Source organism: Edaphobacter sp. (genome assembly GCF_035763405.1).
Lineage (GTDB): Bacteria > Acidobacteriota > Terriglobia > Terriglobales > Acidobacteriaceae > Edaphobacter.
Genome location: NZ_DASUBE010000083.1, coordinates 70,019 through 89,309 on the forward strand (window position 1 = coordinate 70,019; position 19,291 = coordinate 89,309).

The window sequence follows — 19,291 nt, forward strand, 5'->3', positions numbered from 1 at the left end:
GAACTGCGCGCGGGCGCGCGGCACCAACCTTGAGGAGACCTCCATGCATCACTCTGTCTTTACGCTCCGTTATGTTTTAAGAACTTCGCTCGCAGCCCTCGCGCTCATCGGCGCGCTCGCCTTTTTTCTCGCCATCGCCGCCGAGGCCCAGGTCACTGGCGGCACGCTCTCAGGCACAGTGACAGACTCCACCGGCGCAGCCCTGTCAGGCGTCGCCGTCCTCATCCACAACAACGAGACCGGTAACGAACGCACTCTCGTAACCGGCTCCGACGGCCGCTACTCCGCACCATCGATACCCGCGGGCAACTACACCATCAGCGCGGCGCACGATGGCTTCGCGTCCGCCAAGCGCACGGGAATCACTCTCAGCGTCGCCGAGACCAAGCAGATTGACCTGATGCTTTCGCTCGATGCCGTCCAGCAGCAAGTAACCGTCGAAGACAAACCGGCCGTCGTCAATGTCTCGACGCAGCAGACCTCCGGCCTCATCGACGAGCGGCAGATCCGGCAACTTCCGCTCAATGGCCGCAGCTACGACCAACTCATCACGCTCAACCCCGGCACGGTCAACTATTCCGGGCAACGCTCGGGCTCTATCGGCACCTCAAACTCTTCGGTCGGCAACATGTTTTCGATCTCCGGCCGCCGCCCACAGGACAATCTCTTCCTGCTCAACGGCATCGAGTACACCGGCGCATCGCTCATCAACGTCACCCCCGGCGGCACCAGCGGCCAACTTCTCGGCGTCGATGCCGTCCGCGAGTTCAACGTCGCCACCGACACCTACTCCGCCAGTTACGGCAAACGGCAGGGCGCGCAGATCTCCATCGTCACCGCCTCCGGCACCAATCATCTCCACGGCTCGGCCTACGAGTTCCTGCGCAACTCCGCGCTCGACGCCCGCAACTACTTCGACCAGGCGCGCATCCCCGAGTTCCAGCGCAACAACTTCGGCGCGTCGCTCGGCGGGCCTGTACGAAAAGACAAACTCTTCGCCTTCGCCAACTATGAGGGCTACCGCCAGAACCTCGGCCTCAGCGACGTGACGCTCGTGCCCGACAACGCCAGCCGCGCGGCAGCCGTGCCCAGCGTGCAACCTCTGCTCGCGTTGTGGCCTGTAGCCAACGGCCCCGAGCTGGGATCAGGCATCGCGCTCGCCTACTCCAGCCCAACGCAGCACATCCGCGAAGACTTCGGCACGCTGCGTTTCGACAACAACATCAGCCCCAACGACCTCTTCTACACCACCTACACTATCGACGACTCCACCGCCGACACGCCCACGCAGAATCCCTTTTCGCGCATCAACGAAAGCCTCCGCGAACAGGTGCTCACCGCGCAGGAGCAGCACGTCTTCTCCGCAAGCCTGCTGAACACCGCGCGCTTCGGCTTCTCGCGTGCCGCCTTCTACTTTGACGGGACCACTGCTGCCAACATCCCCGGCTGGGTCGAAGGCAAGCCCATCGGGGCCATCGTCATCGCCGGCTCGACCGCCTCGAACGGTTCGTCGCAGATTACCGGCGCAGGTGCGAACGTAGGCTCCGCCAACACCACCGCGCGCAACCTCTTCACCTTCGACGACCACATCTTCTGGACGCGCGGCCGTCACCAGATCGAAGCAGGCGCATGGGTCCAGCGCATCCAGTCCAACGACAACCTCGCGCAGAACCAGTACGGGCAGGCGTCGTTTGCCTCGCTTGCCACGTTCCTGCAGGGAACAGTGAAGACCTTCACCGTCGTTCCCGCGCCGACTGCACTTGGCTGGCGCTCCACGATGGGCGCAGGCTACGTCGAAGACACAGTCCGCCTCACGCCGCGCCTCGAACTCCGCGCAGGCTTCCGCTTCGAGTCCACCAACGGCTGGAACGAGTCCGAGGGCCGCGCCGCCAACTACGGCTTCACCAACGGCGTCATCGATACCAACCCGACCGTCGGCGCCTCAGCACTCACTACCAATCGCGCAAAGTTCCTGCCCGAGCCGCGCCTCGGCCTCGCCTGGGACGTGCGCGGCAACGGCAAAACCGCAGTCCGTGCAGGCGTCGGCCTGCACCGCTCGCTGCTCGACACGCTCGACTATCGCCTCGACCAGGCTGCTCCATACAACACCACACTCTCGCTCTCGAACGTGCCCGTATCGAGCCTGCACATCACCGCGTCCACCAAACCTTCAGCCAACTCGCTCGTCTCGCCGTCCAGCGTACAGCCGGACATCGAAACGCCATCCGTCCTGAGCTGGACGCTCCACGTCGAGCAGGAGATCACGCCGAACACGTCACTCACCGTGGGCTACTCCGGCTCGCACGGCTACCATCAAATCCTCTCGGCAGACTTGAACGAGCCCGCCGCCACCATCGTCAACGGCCGCGTCTTTTATCCCACAACGGTGAAAGCCAACCCGCTTGTCGCCAACACCACATCGTGGATCTCGGCAGGCGTCAGCAACTACAACGCGCTCACCCTCGACCTGCGCCGCAGCTACGCGAACGGCCTGCAGTTGCGCGCAAACTATACGTTCTCGAAGAACCTCGACAACGGCTCGGCGTGGAACACCAGCGTCAGCGCCAACACGCCCGCCTACGTCTCCTATCCTGCGAACCTCAGCCTCGACTACGGCCCGGCCGCGACCGACATCCGCCACCTGGTCTCGATTAATGGAACCTACGACCTTCCGTTTGGCCACAACCACGCCATCGGCGCGAATCTCAACCCAACGCTCAACCGCGCCGTCAGCGGATGGACCATCAGCGCCATCGCCGCACTCCAGTCCGGCTTCCCGTTTTCGCCGCAGCTTGGCTACAACCCCACCGGCTCGGGCGACACGCGCAACCCCGTCCGTCCGGACATCAACCCCAACTTCCGCGGCAACCTCTATCTGCGAACGCCGCGACAGTTCTTCAACCCCGCAGCCTTCTCCGCGCCAGCCTACGGCACGGTCGGCAACCTGGGCCGCGATACGCTCACCGGCCCCGGCCTTAGCAATCTCGACCTTGCGCTGCACAAATCCGCGCAGCTCTCCGAGCGGCTTCACGCGCAGTTCCGCGCCGAGTTCTTCAACGTCCTCAACCGCACCAACTTCTCGACGCCCAACCCTGTCGTCTTCACCTCCGGCCCGACACAGGGCACGGCGGCTAACCAGAACGCCGTCGCTGTTGCCAGCCCCACCGCTGGAGTCATCACGGCAACGGCAACCAACTCGCGCCAGGTGCAGGTCGGCCTCAAGCTCCTCTTCTAAGGGTAAGAGGAGCCGCAGATCAGCGTCGCTGCGAAGGCGGGGTGTACCCACCGCCTTCGTGGCGCCCGGTCTGAAGGTCGAGCGTAAAAGCAACTTCTTTGTCGGTCAACATATTCCAGCCGAAGCCAAGGAGCGCGTTGTTCTCAACGCCAGTGATGCGCACGCCTTCCCAACTCAGACGCGCGGACTGCCACGCCAGCCCGTGTTCGCCCCATGCTGTGATGGAGTGAAATCCAGTGAAGAGCAGCAAGCCCTGTGCAGGCAACGCGCGCACATCGACGACCGGCTTCTGGTCGATGTGCGTGCTACGCTCCGGCTGCGCGGTGTCGATGATGTAGGCATAGCCCCCGGCAACAGCGCAAAGCTCCTGCGGATCAGGACAAGCATAGACATCGCTCGGCATACGCGGATCCGTAAAGCCAAGCGCGCAGGTAGCAAGAAACGTGCCTCCGCTCGCAGGCTGTACGAGTAGTTGCAACGCCCCTCGCGCAAGGGCATCTTCTTCGCCCGCAATCTGCCGTGGGTACGTGAATTGGCGAGCGGGTGCGATCAGAGGAGGCTGCCTAAGCTTCTCTGCGCGCCAGTTCTGCGCGAAGGCGGCGGTCTCGCTCATTGCGCGGCCTCAAGCGCCTGCGCGATGTCTTCAAGCAGATCGGCGATGTCCTCGCATCCTGCGCTCAGCCGTATGAATCCTTCAGGGATGGCGTCGCCTCCCCATCGCGCGCGACGCTCTGCCGTAGTCGTGATGCCGCCGAAGCTCGTCGCGTCCGTAATGAGCTGCGCTTTGCTGAGGAATGTTTCCGCAGCGGCCTTGTCTCGGAGAATGAAGCTGACGACCGGGCCGAAGTAGCGCATCTGCTTCTTTGCGACGGCGTGGCCGGGGTGCTGCGGTAAGCCGGGATAAAGAACAGCAGAAACCTCGCGCCGCGTCGAGAGAAACTCGGCGATGCGCTGCGCGTTCTGGCACGCACGTTCAAGCCGCAGCGGCAACGTCGCAATCGAGCGCAGCGCGAGCCACGCCTCCATCGGGCCGAGCACCGCTCCAGTCAGCGTTCTCCACTGGTCAAGTTTCGCTCGCAGCTCCGGGTCACGCACAGCCACATGGCCGAGCAGCAAATCGCTGTGGCCAGTCATGGCCTTGGTGTCGGAGGCGACAGAAAAGTCCGCCCCCAGAGCAAGCGGCCGCTGGCCCATCGGCGTGGGCGTCGTGTTATCGACGGCGACCAGCGCGCCTTCCCGATGCGCGGCCTCAGCAAGCAGCGCGATGTCGGCAACCTCCATCGTCGGATTGCTGGGCGACTCGATCCATAACAGCTTCGCCCCTTCAAGCTGCGCGACCTGCGCATTGTTGGCCGTAGGCGCAGTACGCAGCGTGATGCCCATCTTCACGAAGTAATCCTGCATCAACACGCGGGCCGCGTAGTAAGCATTTGCCGGAAGCACAGCCACATCTCCCGGACGCAGCACAGCGCCAAACACAGCAGCACACGCCGCCATGCCGCTGCTGAACACAATCGCGCTGGCGCTCGAGCCTTCGCCCGATTCCATCTGGCCAATGACCTTCTCGAGCTCCGTCCACGTAGGATTATGCGAGCGCGCATACGTGTAGGGAATGCCCGCCGGATCGCCGGGCGCATGATACGGAGCGGCAAAGACCGGACCCGCATGAAGCGGCTCGCCGGGCTTCGCCTCGGTCAGGGTCGAGCGGATGATTCGCGTGGTTTCGCGCATGGATTGAGGTTATAGCTTTTCGCTTCCAGCCTCTAGCGTTTAGTTCTTGCTCACTGGGGAGAAGTGCTCCCATCCCGCCGGTTCGAGCGCCACGCGCCTGTTATCAGGCTTCACAAGCACCATGAGCGGACGCCCCTCGCGTTTCGGCATCACGCGACCAATGCGCGCAACCGAGACTCCGGCAATCGACTTCGGCACGCGAACTCCAGCCGGAGCGGCAAAGAGCAGCTCGTAGTCCTCGCCTCCATGCAGGGCCGCGTGGAGCGCCGCCTCAGCCGGGAGCCTGCCTGCCAGAGAGTGAATCGAAAGCAGCGATTGCTCGACTTCGGCATGAACACCCGAAGCCCGGCACAGATGCGCGAGATCAGTCGAAAGCCCGTCGCTCAGGTCGATGCATGCGCTGGCCAGCCCGCGCTTCAGCAGGGCGCGACCCGCGGCGAGGCGAGGCTCAGGAAACAGGTGCGGATGCCCTTCCGCAGGCCCGGCCTTCACAGGTCGTTTGTGTTTCAGCATCCGGGCCAGTTCGGCAGCCGCCCCGCCAAGCTGCCCGGTCACGTAGAGCAGGTCGCCCGGCTTCGCACCCGAGCGCCGCAGCGCCCTGCCCTTGGGAGTCGCGCCCACCAGCACAATGTCAGCAAGGATAAGACCGCCTGAAGCCGCAGTCTCGCGCGGCGACTCGGACGTATCGCCTCCGGCCAGCGGCACGTTCGAGCGTTCAGCCAGCGTCCGCAAGCCGGCAAAAAATCGCGCAATCCAGCGGCGGCCTTCGGTCTTCGCCACCAGCTCAGCAGGTAGCGCCAGCGAAAGAAATGCAGCCAGTGGTTCGGCTCCCATGGCGGCCAGGTCGCTGAGTCCACGCGCCAACGCACGATGCCCGACCGACTCAGCCGGATGGATGCCGCGCAAAAAATGCCGACCCTCCAGCGTGAAGTCCGTCGTCACGACAATCTCCGACCCGGCAGGAGGCCGCAGGATGGCGCAGTCGTCACCGATACCGAGCGCAACGTGCCTGCCACGCGCAGTCGCAAACTCGCGGCGTATCTGCTCGATCAACGCAAGCTCGCTCATCGGTTTAGGCGGCCGTTTCATCTCTGAAGCCAAGCATACATGGCAGTGCGGCATCCCCCGGAAGTGGGATACCGCCTGTGGAATACAGGACTAAAGTAAGTTGCAGGGGTGTTACCTGTTTGGTACCCTGAGAGGAAGCTCAAGAGAGAATTGCAATCGCAAATCGGAATTGCCGAAACGCATTTGGCACCGATGATTCCCCGGGATAGTTCTATTCCGGTTGCAATCTCTCCGAACCGTTGTCGTCTGGCGGTCAAAATCTGGGCCAGGGTTGCGGATTGAGTCTCAAGAAACGGTACTACATCATTTTCGTCAGCCGTGACGAAGACGGCACAGTGAACAAGGTTCCCGTGCCCCTGCACTATGCGTACATCTTCGTCGCGGCGGCAGCCATCGGCATGTTCACGATCACCGGCCTGGCCGGCTCGTATTCGCGCATGTTGATCAAGACAGCGAGATTCAACCAGCTCCGCGCCGACCACAACTCTCTGCAAAAGGATTACGCCCACCTGGAGAAGGCCGCGCACGAGAAAGACGTCGAGGCCGCATCCCTGGGCTCGCTCGCCGGCGAAGTCTCCGCGCTCTACGGACTGACCGCCAACAAGCTCTCCATGCCGGTTGAAAAGCTGACCTCGCGCCGCCACGGCAAACACGAGGACGTGGAAGAGGCCATCGCCTCCACCACGATCACCGACCCCAATAACGGGTTGACGGACGCTTCGTACTACAAGTCGGTCGATGCGTTCTATGCGCTGCGTAACTCGGCTATGAACGGCCTGGCGACCCGCGCCGCAGCCACGCTGGGAGGCCGGAACACAGGCAGCCTCTTCGATATGCCGACCATCGGCCAGGATCTCGCTTCGTATATCCCGACGCTGTGGCCCATCACCGGACCGATTACCAGCAGCTTTGGCGAGCGCGAGGACCCGGTTCTCGGCAACGGTGAAGGCGAGTTCCATACCGGCATCGACATTGGCGCGCCCAATGGCGTTCCCATCCGCGCCACCGGCGACGGCATCGTCATCAAGGCCTCGCTGGGCAGCGGCTATGGCCGCGAGGTCGTCATCGACCACGGGCATGGCATCGAGACCGTCTACGGACACATGTCGGGATTCGCCTGCATCGCCGGTGAATCGGTCGTCCGCGGGCAGATCATCGGATACGTCGGCCACAGCGGCCGCGCCACCGGATCACATCTGCACTACGAAGTCAGAATCCACAACACGCCGGTCAATCCGCACAAGTATCTACGGGTGACTCTGGCGGGCCTCGGCGATACGACACCGAAAGGCTGAAGGCGGCGGGCATGATGCCAGAGAAGACAACGAGAAACGGCAGCGGACCACTCCGCTGCCGTTTTCGTTTGCCACGGCTACTCTTCGTGAGCCATGGTCTGGCCTTCGGGGCCGACCTGAATCTCTCCATGCCGGGTACCTTTCAGTATTCCAGCCTCATACGCCACCAGCTTCCCGTGCTTCGTCAGCGACTCAACTCTGGTAATTTTTGCTCCGGCAGCTTTCTTCGTCAGCGCAGCCCGGACCGAGGCAGGCAGCGAATCAAACACCACTCCTTCTTCAATCTCATTCAACGTGCCGTCGCTGGCAATTTCGATGTCTTTGGAGTGGCCGCTGACCATCATCTCTGCTTCATAGACGCGCGTTCCATGCTCGCGTTCGGTCGTGAAGCCCTTGATGACAGCCCCCTCGGACTGGGCCTGGACGGTCTTTTCGACGGCGGCAGGCAGGGCGCTCCGGTCAATCTTCTTCTCCTGGCCAAAGGCCGTCAGCGTGAGTGCGAGCGTGGAAGCGACAAGCAGTTTTCGGGACAGAACCATTGCAGGTCTCCTGAGCGCAGGATGCGCTCCACTGAAGGTCGCAAAATGGTCTTAAAGATGGCTGAATGAGGGCTTTTAAAGGGCCAAACCCTTTGTTTTGTTGATCGCATCGTGCCTCTTTTGGGGAATATAAAAGACCGCCAGCAATTTCTATAGTCGTGGATGGAGCTTTAGGACGGCGCGTGCATCTCTGCTCTCGCTGGTTCGACTTTGAGGAACAAATACACATGATCGAAACACCATCCTCGTTTCGACAGAGTCAGCATAGGGCCGAAGAGTCCATCTCGCTGTCTGAAGTCATCTCCGCGCTCTCCTACGCGCTGGATCTTACAGAAGGATCCGTACGCGGACACGCGCTGCGCAGTTGTCTGGTTGGAATGCGAATCGGCCAGGAGATTGGGCTCGCACCCGAGCAGATGGGCGCCCTCTACTATGCGCTGCTGCTGAAAGACGTGGCTGGCACCAACTTCGCCAGCGAACTCGACTTAATCGACGCCTCCCGCCGCTCGGCTCGCGCCGCCAACATCATGCGCAAGCTGGGCATGGGCGAACTGGCCGCCGAGGCCGTCCGCTGCGTGGACGAACGCTGGGATGGCGGAGGCATTCCCGACCGCCTGAAGGGAGAAGGGATTCCCCTGCTGGCGCGCATCTGCTCCGTGGCGCGGCACCTGGACATCTTCGCCTCCATACGCGGCGTGCACGGAGCCATGGACACCGTGCTCGAGCGCAGTGGAACATGGTTCGACCCCAGCCTCGTCAAAACCGCGCGGGCGCTCGATGCTCGCGGCATCCTGTGGGTCCACTGCCAGTGGGGCGACGACCAACCGGAGACCCGATGGGCTGTGCTCGGCCTCGACCCCGGCCGCCGCGAACATCTCGAAGCGGCCGAAATCGACCGCGTCTGCGAAGCATTCGCCGACGTCGTCGATGCCAAATCGCACTACACCTTCAGCCACTCCATGGGCGTGGCCGACGCCGCCGAAGGCATCGCACGACGCATGGGGCTGGCCCCCGACCGCCTGCAACTGGTGCGGCGTGCTGCCCTGTTGCACGACATTGGCAAGCTGAGTGTATCCAATACGATCCTCGACAAGGTAGGCTCGCTGAACGCACGTGAGTGGCGAATGGTCAGGCAGCATCCCGGTTATACGCGAAGAATCCTCGAGCGCATCGCGCCGTTCCGCGAACTGGCCGTCATCGCCGGACAGCACCACGAAAAACTCGACGGCTCCGGCTACCCGAACCAGCTCACGGCGCGAGACCTCTCGCTGGAAGCTCGGATCGTCGCCGTGGCCGACATCTACGGCGCACTCTCAGAAGACCGACCCTACCGTCTGGGCCTGGAGTTCGACCAAATCGTACCCATCATGCGCGACCTCGCACCGCTCAAACTCGACGGCGGCTGCGTCGAGGCGCTGGTCGAGATCGTCACCAACCATCACAAACCGGTCTACACTCCCGCAATGGCGTCGTCCATGCTCTACGCGGTGGTTTAGGAATTTTCCCTGAAGATATAGTCCTTGCGACTATTCCTGATTGGTTGTCATTCCCCGAGGGAATCCTCGCTCACGTCGAGGTCTTCGGTGCCGCATCTCCCTGCGCTGCCCCGCCGCCGAACAGCTTCTTCAACGGCTTCCTCACCGCACGCAGCAGCGCCCAGGCCGACAGCACCGCCGCCACCATCAGCGCCACCGCTATGCCTGCCGCAACAAACGGATGATGCGTCGCAAACCACGTCAATCCGATGGCCACCACGTCTTCGCTGCTGCTCAGCGCAATGTTCGAGACCGGTTCAGGGCTTGGCGTCACCGCAGCCCGTATGGCCGTCTTCGAACTGTGCGCCGCCAGCGCAATCGCCGCGGCCAGCGCCGTCGCCAGCACCTGCATCTGCGGGCTCAACTGCGCGCTTGCATGATAGGCCACCAGCGCAGCCACCGGTGCCCGCACCGCCGTATGCAGCCCGTTCCAGATCATGTCGAAGCCGGGAATCTTGTCCGCAACAAACTCAATCGCAAACATGACGCCGCACACCACCAGCACCCACGTGTGGCCCAGCGAGTCCAGCCCCGGCGGTAGTACCACCCAATGTGTGCGTGCCAGTATCCCCAGCGTCAGCACCGTGGCGTAGATATTCAGTCCGGCGGCAAAGCTGGCTGCAATCACCAGTGCGACGATATTGGCAGCCGTAAAGCTCATATCGCTCGAAATTCTACGCCTTTATTCGCCGGACGCGCCGCCGATGACGGGAAAATTCACTACCGGCGAACGGCCCGCTTGATCTCCGCATACTGCAGCAGAATGAAGCTGTCGGTCATGCCTGCGATGTAGTCCGCCACCACCCGCGCTAGCCCTTCCCTTTCGACCTCTTCAAAGTGACTCGGCGGCAGTTCCTCCGGATCGTTGATCCAATGCTCGAACAGCGCCGTCACCACCTCTTCTGCCTTGTCGTGTTCGCGCTCCAGCGGCGGGCAGGTATACAGCGTCTGGTAAAGATAACGCTTCTCCTGTAGCCGCTCCGCCTCCACCTCGGGCGAAAACAGCGCCAGTCGGGCCGGATGCCTGCGAATGTCCTTGAGCGACTCCGCACCAATCGCGCGCGCGTTCTGCATGATCGACGCAATCAGGTCGTCCGTCAGGACGTTCTGCATCAGTTGCAGCGACTCGTAAAACAGATACTTCTCTTCCACGCCCGCGTGCTCCTTCCGCACTCTGCTGTAGCACCGGGCAAAGACTTCGACGTGCTCCACAATATGGCCGATCTCCAGCAGGCCCGACTCCACACCATCGTCCAGGTCCGCAGTCAGGTAGGCAATCTCGTCCGCCAGGTCGATGAGTTGAGCCTCAAGCGGCGGCTGCTGATCCAGAAAAAATTCAACAAGCTCGGGGTGCTCCTCCTCCTTGTAGTCACGCGAGTGTTTGATGATTCCCTCGCGCACGCCCAGCGTCAGGTTCAGCCCGCGATGCGCCGCATATCGCTGCTCGAAGTGATCGACAATCCGCAGCGCATGCAGATTGTGGTCAAAGCTGCGCCCATGTCGCCTCAGGCACTGGTCCAGCGCGCGCTCGCCTGCGTGGCCAAACGGAGGATGTCCGATGTCGTGCACCAGCGCCAGCGTCTCAGCGAGGTCTTCGTTCAACCCAAGCTCCGCCGCGACAGCGCGCGCAATCTGCGCCACTTCCATCGTATGAGTCAGCCTGCTGCGAAAGTGGTCCGAAGCACGGCTGGTAAACACCTGCGTCTTGCCTGCCAGCCGGCGAAACGCACGCGCCTGCACAATGCGCTCCCGGTCGCGCTGGAAGGGTGTGCGCGAGGGGTGCGGCGGCGCCGGAAATGCCCGGGCCGTCAGCGGATCGTCCAATCCACCGGAGACCGCCAAACGATGCAGATTGTTAGCCATGATGGCTTCAGTGTAACGGAACCGCGCAGCCGCCCGCCTACTTCGCCGCGGTCCCCGTCGACACGCGGGCCAGCTTCACCCGCGCGTTTTCCAGCTTGTGCTGGACCTTGGCCACATCAGCCGGGTCCGCATCGGCAGAGAGCGAGTGCGCATAGTCGCTCATCGAAAGCTCCCACTGCGCCACTGCCAGCTTCAGCCTGCCTGTCTTCTCGTAAACCTCGCCCAGATGGTCGCGCACCGTCGGATCGTTGCTCATCCGTGCAATCGCCTTCTGTAGATACTGCTCCGCAAGGTCGTACTGCCCCGACTTGAAATACACCCATCCCAGCGAATCCAGATACGCCCCGTTCTGAGGGTCCAGATCCACCGCCTTCTGGATCATCTTCTGCGCCTCGGGCAACTGCACTCCGCGGTCGGCCAGCATATAGCCGTAGTAATTCAGAATGGTCGGGTTCTGCGGGTCAATCGCAAGCGCCTTCTTGAACTGCGACTCGGCCTCGTCATACTGCTTTTGCCTGTCCGCCAGCGCACCGCGCAGAAAGTCCACATACAGGGTCTGGTCCGGCTTGACCGATAGCACGGACGCAGCATCCAACTCCGTGGCAGCCTCCGGGAACCTCTTCAGCCGCGTATACATCTGCGCCAGCGCGAGGTGCCCGTCACGTTTCTCCGACGCACTCGACTTGTCAGAGAACTGCGCCTTCGCCAGCGTGATGCCTTCATCCACATGCCCCATGTCCACAAGCTGCCCGGCATACATCAACTGCACACCATGGTCGTTCGGCATCGCCTTCGCTGCTTCGGCGGCAGCGTTCGTCGCGTCCTTCCACTGGTGCGCGTCGCGGTACGAATCCACCATGCCCTGATAGGCATTGCGCGCATAATCCCCGCCCAGTTCGACCTCTTTCTGGTACGCGCCCACCGCCTCGGTAGTCTTGTTCTGCTCGCGGTAGACGATACCCAGTCGCTCCAGAAACAGCGATCGATTCGACTTCTCCTGGTCCGAGTACTGCCCGTCCGCGTGTGTCGAGCTATCCACCAGCTTCGTCAGCACCGCAATCGCATCGTCGTAGCGGCCCAGCGCATCGTAAACGAGCGCCTCGTTATAGCTCAGCTCCAGCGAATCGCGCACCAGCGATTTGGCCTTCTCCACCGTGGCCAGCGCCTGATCGTAGTGTCCCTGCTGCCGCTCAATCTCCGAGATGTGAATCTGCGACTGCGCATCCTGCGGCTCCGTGCTCACAACCTGGTTGAATATCTTCAGCGACTCGTTCAGTTGCCCATCGTTCAGCAGAGCATTCGCCAGACTCCGCTCCGTATCCAGATTGTCCGGATCCAGATCCAACGCGCGCTGGTACGCCGCAATCGCGTCCTTGGACTTCTTCAACTGGTCGTAGCTCGCTCCCAGCGCCAACTCAATCCGCGATGTCCGGTCGTCCTGCGGAACACCGTTCAGCACCTGCACGGCGCGTTCCGTGTCGCCCTCATCGCTGTAGAGCCGCGCCAGATTCAGCACCACATCTTCCGAGTCCGCGTCGATCTTCTGCGCCGCCTTGAACTGCTCCTCCGCCTTGGCCGAATCGTGGTCCGCGCCGTAAAGCTGTCCCAACAGCAGGTGCGTCTCCACATCGTTCGGCTTCAACTGCGCCAGCTTTTCGTACTCACCAATCGCAAGCTGTAGCATCTGGTTCGACTGCGAACTCGTCATATCGCCCAGCGAGCGCAGATAAATCTTCCCCAACAGACTGTGTGCCTCAACGTCATTCGGGTTTTTCGCAATCTGCGCCTGCGCGGTTGTCACTGCATCGCGAATGCGCCCAATCTTGAAGTAGAGATCGGCCAATCCATCCTGCAGTAGTTGCGAGTCGGGGTCTGCATCAAGCGCCAGTTTGTACTGCTCCACCGCCTGCGTCGCGTAATCCGACCGGCCTGCGTTGATCGCCATGTCTTCATATAAATGCGCCAGTGCATAGTGGTAGTACGACGCCGCATGATCGGGCGTCTTCGCCGAAGGCGCGGGGGCAGCCGCAAACGCGGCGGGAGAAACCAGCAGGAGCGCCGCCAGGGGAACCATCCCGAGCCGGCGAAGAGACGAAGCGCGCAAAAGCAGGGCCATTTGTTGTCGTATCCTGTGCCACCGAAAGTCGCTGCAGCGAACTGCCTGAACAGTCGTTAGACGATGGCGCCCGCCGATTGGATGCTGTCGGCAAAGACCGGGCATTGCGCCGATTATAGTCGCCGCCACTCCGAAACCCTAGCCTTATCCGTGCCGGAAATGCCTCACACCCGTGAAAACCATAGCAACGCCAAGCCTGTTGGCGGCCTCTACAACCTTCGCGTCATTCACGCTCCCGCCCGGCTGAATCACCGCCGTCGCGCCCGCCGTCGCAATCGCTTCCAGCCCGTCCGGGAAGGGGAAAAACGCATCCGAAGCCGCCACCGTTCCAGCCAACGGAAGAATGGCCTTCATTGCGCCAAATTTCGCAGCATCTACACGGCTCATCTGCCCAGCCCCCACACCCACCGTCTGGCCATGACCATCGGCAAACCGCGCATACACAATCGCATTCGACTTAACGTGCTTACACACGCGCCAGGCAAACAGCAATGCCCGCATCTCTTCAGCCGTCGGCGTGCGTTCCGTCGCAACCTTCAGGTCGGCCTCGGTGATCTTCAGACGGTCGGCATCCTGCACCAGCAGCCCGCCCGAGACCTGCTTCAACACCCGCTTCGTGTCCGCCGGATGAATCTTCACCAGCCGCAGGTTCTTCTTCGCCCCAAACCGCGCCAGCGCATCCGCCGTAAACGAAGGCGCGACAATCGCCTCCACAAACAACTTGGCAATCTCCTCCGCAGCCGCTCCATCCACCTCGCGGTTCACGCCAATCACGCCGCCAAACGCCGACACCGGATCAGCCTCCAGCGCGCGCTGATAAGCCTCCACCACAGTCGCGCCTGTCGAAGCTCCGCACGGATTCGTGTGCTTGATAATTGCCACCGCCGGCTCGTCGAACTCGCTCGCCAGCTCCCAGCACGCATCCAGATCAACGAGATTGTTGTAGCTCAGTTCTTTGCCCTGCAACTGCTCCGCCGCCGCCACACCCTTGCCGCTGCCGTCCACATACAGCGCCGCCTTCTGGTGCGGATTCTCGCCATACCGCAGCGTCTGGGCCAGCGGATCAATCACCCGCACCGTCTGGGGCAGCTCATCCGTCTTGAACACAGCCTTACCCTCCGGCGCCTCAATCGACTCCAGCGCCGAAGCAATCCCCGCGTCATAAGCCGCCGTCACAGCAAACGCAGCCTTTGCCAGCCGCCACCGCGTCGCCCGCGTCAGGGCGCCCTTGTTCGTGGCTAACTCCTCAGTCAACGCCGCATAATCGGCAACCGAAGTCACAATCGCCACATCCGAAAAATTCTTCGCCGCCGACCGCACCATCGACGGCCCACCGATGTCGATATTCTCAATCACCTCCGCAAACGCCACCCCGGGCTTCTGCGAAGTCTTCTCGAACGCATACAGATTCACCACCACCATGTCGATCGGCTCAATCGCATGTTCCCCCACCGAAGCCTCATGTTCAGCATTCCCGCGCACATGCAGAATGCCGCCATGTACCTTCGGATGCAGCGTCTTCACGCGCCCATCGAGCATCTCCGGAAACCCGGTCAAATCGCTGATGTCACGCACAGCCAGCCCCGCATCGCGCAGAGCCTTCGCCGTCCCTCCAGTCGAAACCAGGTCCACGCCATGCGAAGCCAACGTCTTGGCGAACTCAACAAGGCCAGTCTTGTCAGTAACAGAAAGCAACGCGCGCCGCACCGGGCGCAGATCGACGACAGGAGCACTTACAGCAGCATTGTGTAGGGTCATTAACTCCTATTTTATCCTTTTTGCATTTCCATTCCGTAGTGCAGCCTGCATTCCCATTCCCTTTTGTTTGTCATTCCCGAAGAGAATCTGCGTTTCCATCCATAGCGCAGCGGAGCAATCGGCGGTTCACCCCGGCCACCGCAAAGCCATCAGGGAGCCGCTCCTACACCCGCAACCCACCCGTCAGCGACCGCACCTCGCCCACCTGATGCCCCGCGCACCACTTCCGCAACCCATTCGCAATATTCTCCACCGCCCGAGGATCGGCAAAGCTTGCCGTCCCCACCTGCACCGCCGTCGCGCCCGCAAGCATAAACTCCACCGCATCCTCGGCCTTCGTAATCCCGCCCATCCCCACAATCGGAATCGACACCTCTTTGGCCGACTCATGCACCATGCGCACCGCAATCGGCTTAATCGCCGGCCCGGACAAACCCCCGGTCACATTCGCAATCCGAGGCCGCCTCGTCTCCACATCAATCGCCAGCGCCACAAACGTATTCACCAGCGAGAGCGCCGCGACGCCCGCATCCGCCGCCACCTTCGCCATCAGCCGGATGTCGGTCACATTCGGCGAGAGCTTCACCATCACCGGCCGCCCAGCCCTGTCAGCCGTCTCCCTGCACCGCCGCGAAAGCCAGTACAGCGCATCCGGATCGACCCCAAAGCTCATCCCGCCATGCGACGTATTCGGACAGCTCGCATTCACCTCATACATCGCAATGCCCTCGGCCTCATTCAGCGCCTCGATCACCGCAACATAGTCCTCAATGGCAAACCCGAAGACATTCGCAATCACCACCGCGCCGGTCTTCCGCAGCTTCGGCAGCTTCTCGTCGAGGAACGCCCGCACCCCCACATTCTGCAACCCAATCGCGTTCATCATCCCCGCAGCGGTCTCGATCATGCGCGGTGCGGCATTGCCCGCCATCGGCTCGCGCGACAAGCCCTTCGTTACAATCGCGCCAATCTTATTCAGCGCAACGATCTCCTCGAACTCGACCCCGTAGCCGAACGTCCCACTCGCGGCAATCACCGGCGAACACAGTTCCACCCCTGCAACCGTCACCCGCATATCCGGCCCTCTATCGCGCCCAGCCGACACCGTTACCTCCATCAAAAGTCAACCTCATCTAGACTAACCGCATTACTCACCAGTCACCGCAAAGCCATCATTTCAGCCCTGAATCCGGCAGTGTGTTTTGCTTAAGGGCACGGCTTCAGCCGTGCCGCTAACGCTGCAAAATCAACGCGGCTTTAGCCGCTGAGGTACGCTTTCTTCCCGGCGAGACACTTTTTCAGCACCCTCTTCAGCCCCCGAGGTATGCATTTCAATGCCGCCCACGCTGCCTTCCATCCGCAACCCGCTAAAATAGAACCAAATGATCGATACAGCCTTCGTCCGGGCGAACCTCGCCCTTGTAGAGGAAAGACTCCGCGCCCGTGGCATGGACCCCGCCGCCGTTCTCGGCGACTTCACCACCATCGACCGCGAGCGCCGCGAAGCCATCACCCAGGTCGAAAATCTCAAAGCCCAGCGCAACAAGCTCACCGAAGAGATTGCCCGCCTCCGCAAGTCCGGCGCCGACGCCTCCGCGCAGACCGACGAGACTCGCGCCCTCAGAACCCAAGTCGAAGCCCTCGAAGCCACGGCCGCCGCAGCCGACCTTCGCATGACCTCCATCCTCGAATCCGTCCCCAACCTCCCTCAACCCAGCGTCCCCATCGGCAAATCTGAGCACGACAACCGCGTCGAAAAGCACTGGGGCGACCCGCCGAAGTTCGCCTTCACCCCCAAGCCTCACTGGGAACTGGGCGAAGCCCTCGGCATCCTCGACTTCAACCGCGCCGCCAAGATCTCCGGCTCGCGCTTCGTCGTCCACTACGGCCAGGGCGCCCGCCTCGAACGCGCCCTCGCCAACTTCATGCTCGACCTCCACACCCGCGAGCACGGATACACCGAAGTCCTGCCTCCCTACATGGTCAACTCGAAGTCCCTCTTCGGCACCGGCCAGCTTCCCAAGTTCGCCGAAGACTCCTTCCACTGCGACGACAAAGGCCCCTACACCGCAGGCGACTACCAGGACTCCGACCACTGGCTCATCCCCACCGCCGAAGTCCCCGTCACCAACCTCTTCCGCGACGAGACCCTCGACGAATCGCAGCTCACCACCAGCTTCTGCGCCTACACTCCGTGCTTCCGCAGCGAGGCAGGCAGCTACGGCAAAGATGTGCGCGGCATGATCCGCCAGCACCAGTTCCAGAAGGTCGAGCTGGTCAAGTTCACCACGCCGGAAAAATCCAACGAGGAGCACGAAACCCTCACACGCCACGCCGAAACGGTCCTCGAAAAGCTCGGCCTGCCCTACCGCCGCGTCCTGCTCTGCACCGGAGACATGGGCTTCGCCTCGGCCAAAACCTACGACCTCGAAGTCTGGCTCCCCGGCCAGAACCTCTACCGCGAGATCTCCTCCTGCTCGAACTTCGAGGCCTTCCAGGCCCGCCGCGCCAACATCCGCTATCGCCCATCAGGCGCGAAGAAGAGCGAGTACCTCCACACCCTCAACGGCAGCGGCCTTGCCGTCGGGCGCCCCTATCTCGCCATCCTCGAAAACTACCAGCAGCCCGACGGCACCATCCAAATCCCCGAAGTCCTCGTCCCCTACATGAACGGCGAGCGTATCATCGGCAAGCATCAGGCAGGAAAGTAGACCAGCATGTTCAAAACCATCGGCAGCTACATCTTCTGGGCTTACGAGCGAGGCAGCGTGCAGTACGACGTCATGGTCACGCTCATCCTCGTCTTCATGTTCCTCGGCCCGCACTTCATCGACTTCCACGACAAGCCCGTCGAAACCGTCGCCATCCGCGCCAGCCAGGTCCTCGTCAACGAGGCGGGCCGCGAAGGCGACAGCAACCGCTTCGTCTACCAGATCCGCATCGACGACATCAAGGGAGCCAACACCGACGACCAGCTCCGCGCCGCCATCCTTCGCGTCATCGAACCCATCTCCGGCACGGTCGTGCTCGAACGCTACGAGCCCGTCCTCGACTCGCACGGCAAAATCATCGCCTACAATGCCTGGGTCCTCCGCTGAATCGATGCCATCCACCCGCCATTCTGAGCGCAACGAAGAACCCCGCAGTTGTCTTTGCAGCTGCCGTTGCCTGTTCTTGCATTTCCATTTCGCAGCGAAGCGGAGGAATCCGCTTTTCCTTCAACCAGCCACCAGAACCCCGGGTGCCCCATCCATCGCGGCTTCACTCGATGGCTGGGAAAGCAGGAACTCTCCCAGCCAACAGAAGTTGTCACCCTTCCGCGTAGCGGGAGAACCTGCTTTTGGTCCTGCTTCCAGGTATGCCAAGGCTTCAGCCCTGGGGTTTGTATTCTTCCCCTAGCTCGCATCTAATCGACACGGAGCCACCATCACGATGACCCCAACCCGTCTCGCAGCCGTCCTCGCAGCAGCCCTCGCGCTCACCATCCCCGCACACGCGCAGACCCTCCCCGAAGTCCTCCACCAGATGGACGCCGCCAGCACGCGCTTCCACACCGCCGAGGCCGACTTCCGCTGGGACCTCTACGAGCGCGTCGTCCGCCAGACCACCACGCAGAACGGTAGCATCTACTTCGAGAAGACCGGCGCGGCCACCCAGATGGGCGCAAAGATCAACCCGCCCTACGCCAAGTTCCTCGAATACAAAAACGGCACGCTCCGCCTCTTCGATCCCGGCGCCGACCACCTCACCATCCTCCACGCCGGAGCCAACCAGCAGCAGTACGAGAGCTTCCTCACGCTCGGCTTCGGCGGCTCCGGCACCGCGCTGGCGAAGTCCTGGAACATCACCCTCCAGGGCAAAGAGACGCTCAACGACGGCTCCGGCCCCGTCGACACCGTCAAGCTCGACCTCGTCCCCAAAGACCCGAAGGTCCTCGAAAACGTCACGCACATCACCATCTGGGTCGACCTCAAACGCGGCGTCTCGCTCAAGCAGCAGTTCTTCCTCCCCTCCGAAGACCAGAAGACCGCCACCTACACCCACATCCGCTACAACCAGAAGGTCAACACCGGCCCCTACGCCATCAAGACCAACAAGAAGACCACCATCGACAACCGCTAGCAGCACTTCACCCTGCTGTTGCTTTTGCC

15 protein-coding genes are annotated in these 19,291 nt (G+C 62.1%); 6 read left to right on the forward strand and 9 right to left on the reverse strand.

From position 1 onward, the window contains the following. Nucleotides 1–43 precede the first annotated feature (43 nt). Nucleotides 44–3,235: a TonB-dependent receptor gene (locus VFU66_RS08480; protein WP_326445807.1), complete on the forward strand. Its 3,192-nt coding sequence runs from the start codon at nucleotides 44–46 to the stop codon at nucleotides 3,233–3,235. A gap of 19 nt (nucleotides 3,236–3,254) precedes the next feature. Here VFU66_RS08480 and VFU66_RS08485 read toward each other — a convergent pair whose 3' ends face one another. Genes VFU66_RS08485 through thiL form a run of 3 tightly spaced genes read right to left on the reverse strand, consistent with a single transcriptional unit; the run spans nucleotide 3,255 to nucleotide 6,055 of the window. Then, nucleotides 3,255–3,848: a hypothetical protein gene (locus tag VFU66_RS08485; protein WP_326445808.1), complete on the reverse strand. Its 594-nt coding sequence runs from the start codon at nucleotides 3,846–3,848 to the stop codon at nucleotides 3,255–3,257. Beyond that, nucleotides 3,845–4,966, reverse strand: a complete 1,122-nt coding sequence (locus VFU66_RS08490; RefSeq protein ID WP_326445809.1) for a cystathionine gamma-lyase — start codon at nucleotides 4,964–4,966, stop codon at nucleotides 3,845–3,847. The genes VFU66_RS08485 and VFU66_RS08490 overlap by 4 nt, the downstream gene beginning before the upstream one ends. Before the next feature lie 39 nt (nucleotides 4,967–5,005). Beyond that, nucleotides 5,006–6,055: a thiamine-phosphate kinase gene (gene thiL / locus VFU66_RS08495; protein ID WP_326445810.1), complete on the reverse strand. Its 1,050-nt coding sequence runs from the start codon at nucleotides 6,053–6,055 to the stop codon at nucleotides 5,006–5,008. A gap of 257 nt (nucleotides 6,056–6,312) precedes the next feature. On the opposite strand from thiL, the gene VFU66_RS08500 reads away from it, so the two are divergent. Next, a complete protein-coding gene (locus tag VFU66_RS08500; protein WP_326445811.1) occupies nucleotides 6,313–7,329 on the forward strand; it encodes a M23 family metallopeptidase in 1,017 nt (338 codons plus the stop codon). A 77-nt stretch (nucleotides 7,330–7,406) separates the two neighbouring features. On the opposite strand, the gene VFU66_RS08505 is transcribed toward VFU66_RS08500, so the two are convergent. After that, complete coding sequence (locus VFU66_RS08505) at nucleotides 7,407–7,868, reverse strand: hypothetical protein (RefSeq protein ID WP_326445812.1); 462 nt, start codon at nucleotides 7,866–7,868, stop codon at nucleotides 7,407–7,409. A gap of 227 nt (nucleotides 7,869–8,095) precedes the next feature. On the opposite strand from VFU66_RS08505, the gene VFU66_RS08510 reads away from it, so the two are divergent. Next, nucleotides 8,096–9,364, forward strand: a complete 1,269-nt coding sequence (locus tag VFU66_RS08510; RefSeq protein WP_326445813.1) for an HD-GYP domain-containing protein — start codon at nucleotides 8,096–8,098, stop codon at nucleotides 9,362–9,364. A 70-nt stretch (nucleotides 9,365–9,434) separates the two neighbouring features. On the opposite strand, the gene VFU66_RS08515 is transcribed toward VFU66_RS08510, so the two are convergent. The 5 genes from VFU66_RS08515 to VFU66_RS08535 form a co-directional block, all read right to left on the reverse strand. Then, nucleotides 9,435–10,064 (reverse strand): DUF4126 domain-containing protein, encoded by a 630-nt coding sequence (locus tag VFU66_RS08515; RefSeq protein WP_326445814.1) that lies wholly within the window; start codon nucleotides 10,062–10,064, stop codon nucleotides 9,435–9,437. 59 nt (nucleotides 10,065–10,123) lie between these two features. Continuing rightward, on the reverse strand, nucleotides 10,124–11,266 hold the full coding sequence (locus VFU66_RS08520; protein ID WP_326445815.1) for a dGTP triphosphohydrolase: 1,143 nt from the start codon (nucleotides 11,264–11,266) through the stop codon (nucleotides 10,124–10,126). Between the two features lie 37 nt (nucleotides 11,267–11,303). Further along, nucleotides 11,304–13,382, reverse strand: a complete 2,079-nt coding sequence (locus VFU66_RS08525; protein ID WP_326445816.1) for a tetratricopeptide repeat protein — start codon at nucleotides 13,380–13,382, stop codon at nucleotides 11,304–11,306. A gap of 144 nt (nucleotides 13,383–13,526) precedes the next feature. Then, a complete protein-coding gene (gene purH / locus VFU66_RS08530; protein WP_326445817.1) occupies nucleotides 13,527–15,140 on the reverse strand; it encodes a bifunctional phosphoribosylaminoimidazolecarboxamide formyltransferase/IMP cyclohydrolase in 1,614 nt (537 codons plus the stop codon). A gap of 163 nt (nucleotides 15,141–15,303) precedes the next feature. Beyond that, a complete protein-coding gene (locus VFU66_RS08535) occupies nucleotides 15,304–16,215 on the reverse strand; it encodes a dihydroorotate dehydrogenase (protein WP_326445822.1) in 912 nt (303 codons plus the stop codon). 307 nt (nucleotides 16,216–16,522) lie between these two features. Here VFU66_RS08535 and serS point away from each other — a divergent pair, with 307 nt between their 5' ends. From serS to VFU66_RS08550, 3 genes are all read left to right on the forward strand, one after another. Further along, nucleotides 16,523–17,851, forward strand: a complete 1,329-nt coding sequence (gene serS / locus VFU66_RS08540) for a serine--tRNA ligase (protein WP_326445818.1) — start codon at nucleotides 16,523–16,525, stop codon at nucleotides 17,849–17,851. Nucleotides 17,852–17,857: 6 nt separating this feature from the next. Then, the gene (locus VFU66_RS08545; RefSeq protein ID WP_326445819.1) at nucleotides 17,858–18,238 is read left to right on the forward strand and encodes a hypothetical protein; all 381 of its coding nucleotides are present in this window, start codon (nucleotides 17,858–17,860) and stop codon (nucleotides 18,236–18,238) included. 334 nt (nucleotides 18,239–18,572) lie between these two features. Further along, the gene (locus VFU66_RS08550) at nucleotides 18,573–19,262 is read left to right on the forward strand and encodes a LolA family protein (protein ID WP_326445820.1); all 690 of its coding nucleotides are present in this window, start codon (nucleotides 18,573–18,575) and stop codon (nucleotides 19,260–19,262) included. Nucleotides 19,263–19,291: the final 29 nt, after the last annotated feature.

Coding starts and splice junctions, on each gene's coding strand:
- VFU66_RS08550 (WP_326445820.1), top strand. CDS start 18,573: ATGACCCCAACCCGTCTCGCAGCCGTCCTCGCAGCAGCCCTCGCGCTC.
- VFU66_RS08490 (WP_326445809.1), bottom strand. CDS start 4,966: ATGCGCGAAACCACGCGAATCATCCGCTCGACCCTGACCGAGGCGAAG.
- VFU66_RS08545 (WP_326445819.1), top strand. CDS start 17,858: ATGTTCAAAACCATCGGCAGCTACATCTTCTGGGCTTACGAGCGAGGC.
- VFU66_RS08520 (WP_326445815.1), bottom strand. CDS start 11,266: ATGGCTAACAATCTGCATCGTTTGGCGGTCTCCGGTGGATTGGACGAT.
- VFU66_RS08515 (WP_326445814.1), bottom strand. CDS start 10,064: ATGAGCTTTACGGCTGCCAATATCGTCGCACTGGTGATTGCAGCCAGC.
- VFU66_RS08505 (WP_326445812.1), bottom strand. CDS start 7,868: ATGGTTCTGTCCCGAAAACTGCTTGTCGCTTCCACGCTCGCACTCACG.
- VFU66_RS08510 (WP_326445813.1), top strand. CDS start 8,096: ATGATCGAAACACCATCCTCGTTTCGACAGAGTCAGCATAGGGCCGAA.
- VFU66_RS08480 (WP_326445807.1), top strand. CDS start 44: ATGCATCACTCTGTCTTTACGCTCCGTTATGTTTTAAGAACTTCGCTC.
- purH (WP_326445817.1), bottom strand. CDS start 15,140: ATGACCCTACACAATGCTGCTGTAAGTGCTCCTGTCGTCGATCTGCGC.
- VFU66_RS08485 (WP_326445808.1), bottom strand. CDS start 3,848: ATGAGCGAGACCGCCGCCTTCGCGCAGAACTGGCGCGCAGAGAAGCTT.
- VFU66_RS08535 (WP_326445822.1), bottom strand. CDS start 16,215: ATGCGGGTGACGGTTGCAGGGGTGGAACTGTGTTCGCCGGTGATTGCC.
- thiL (WP_326445810.1), bottom strand. CDS start 6,055: ATGAAACGGCCGCCTAAACCGATGAGCGAGCTTGCGTTGATCGAGCAG.
- VFU66_RS08525 (WP_326445816.1), bottom strand. CDS start 13,382: ATGGCCCTGCTTTTGCGCGCTTCGTCTCTTCGCCGGCTCGGGATGGTT.
- serS (WP_326445818.1), top strand. CDS start 16,523: ATGATCGATACAGCCTTCGTCCGGGCGAACCTCGCCCTTGTAGAGGAA.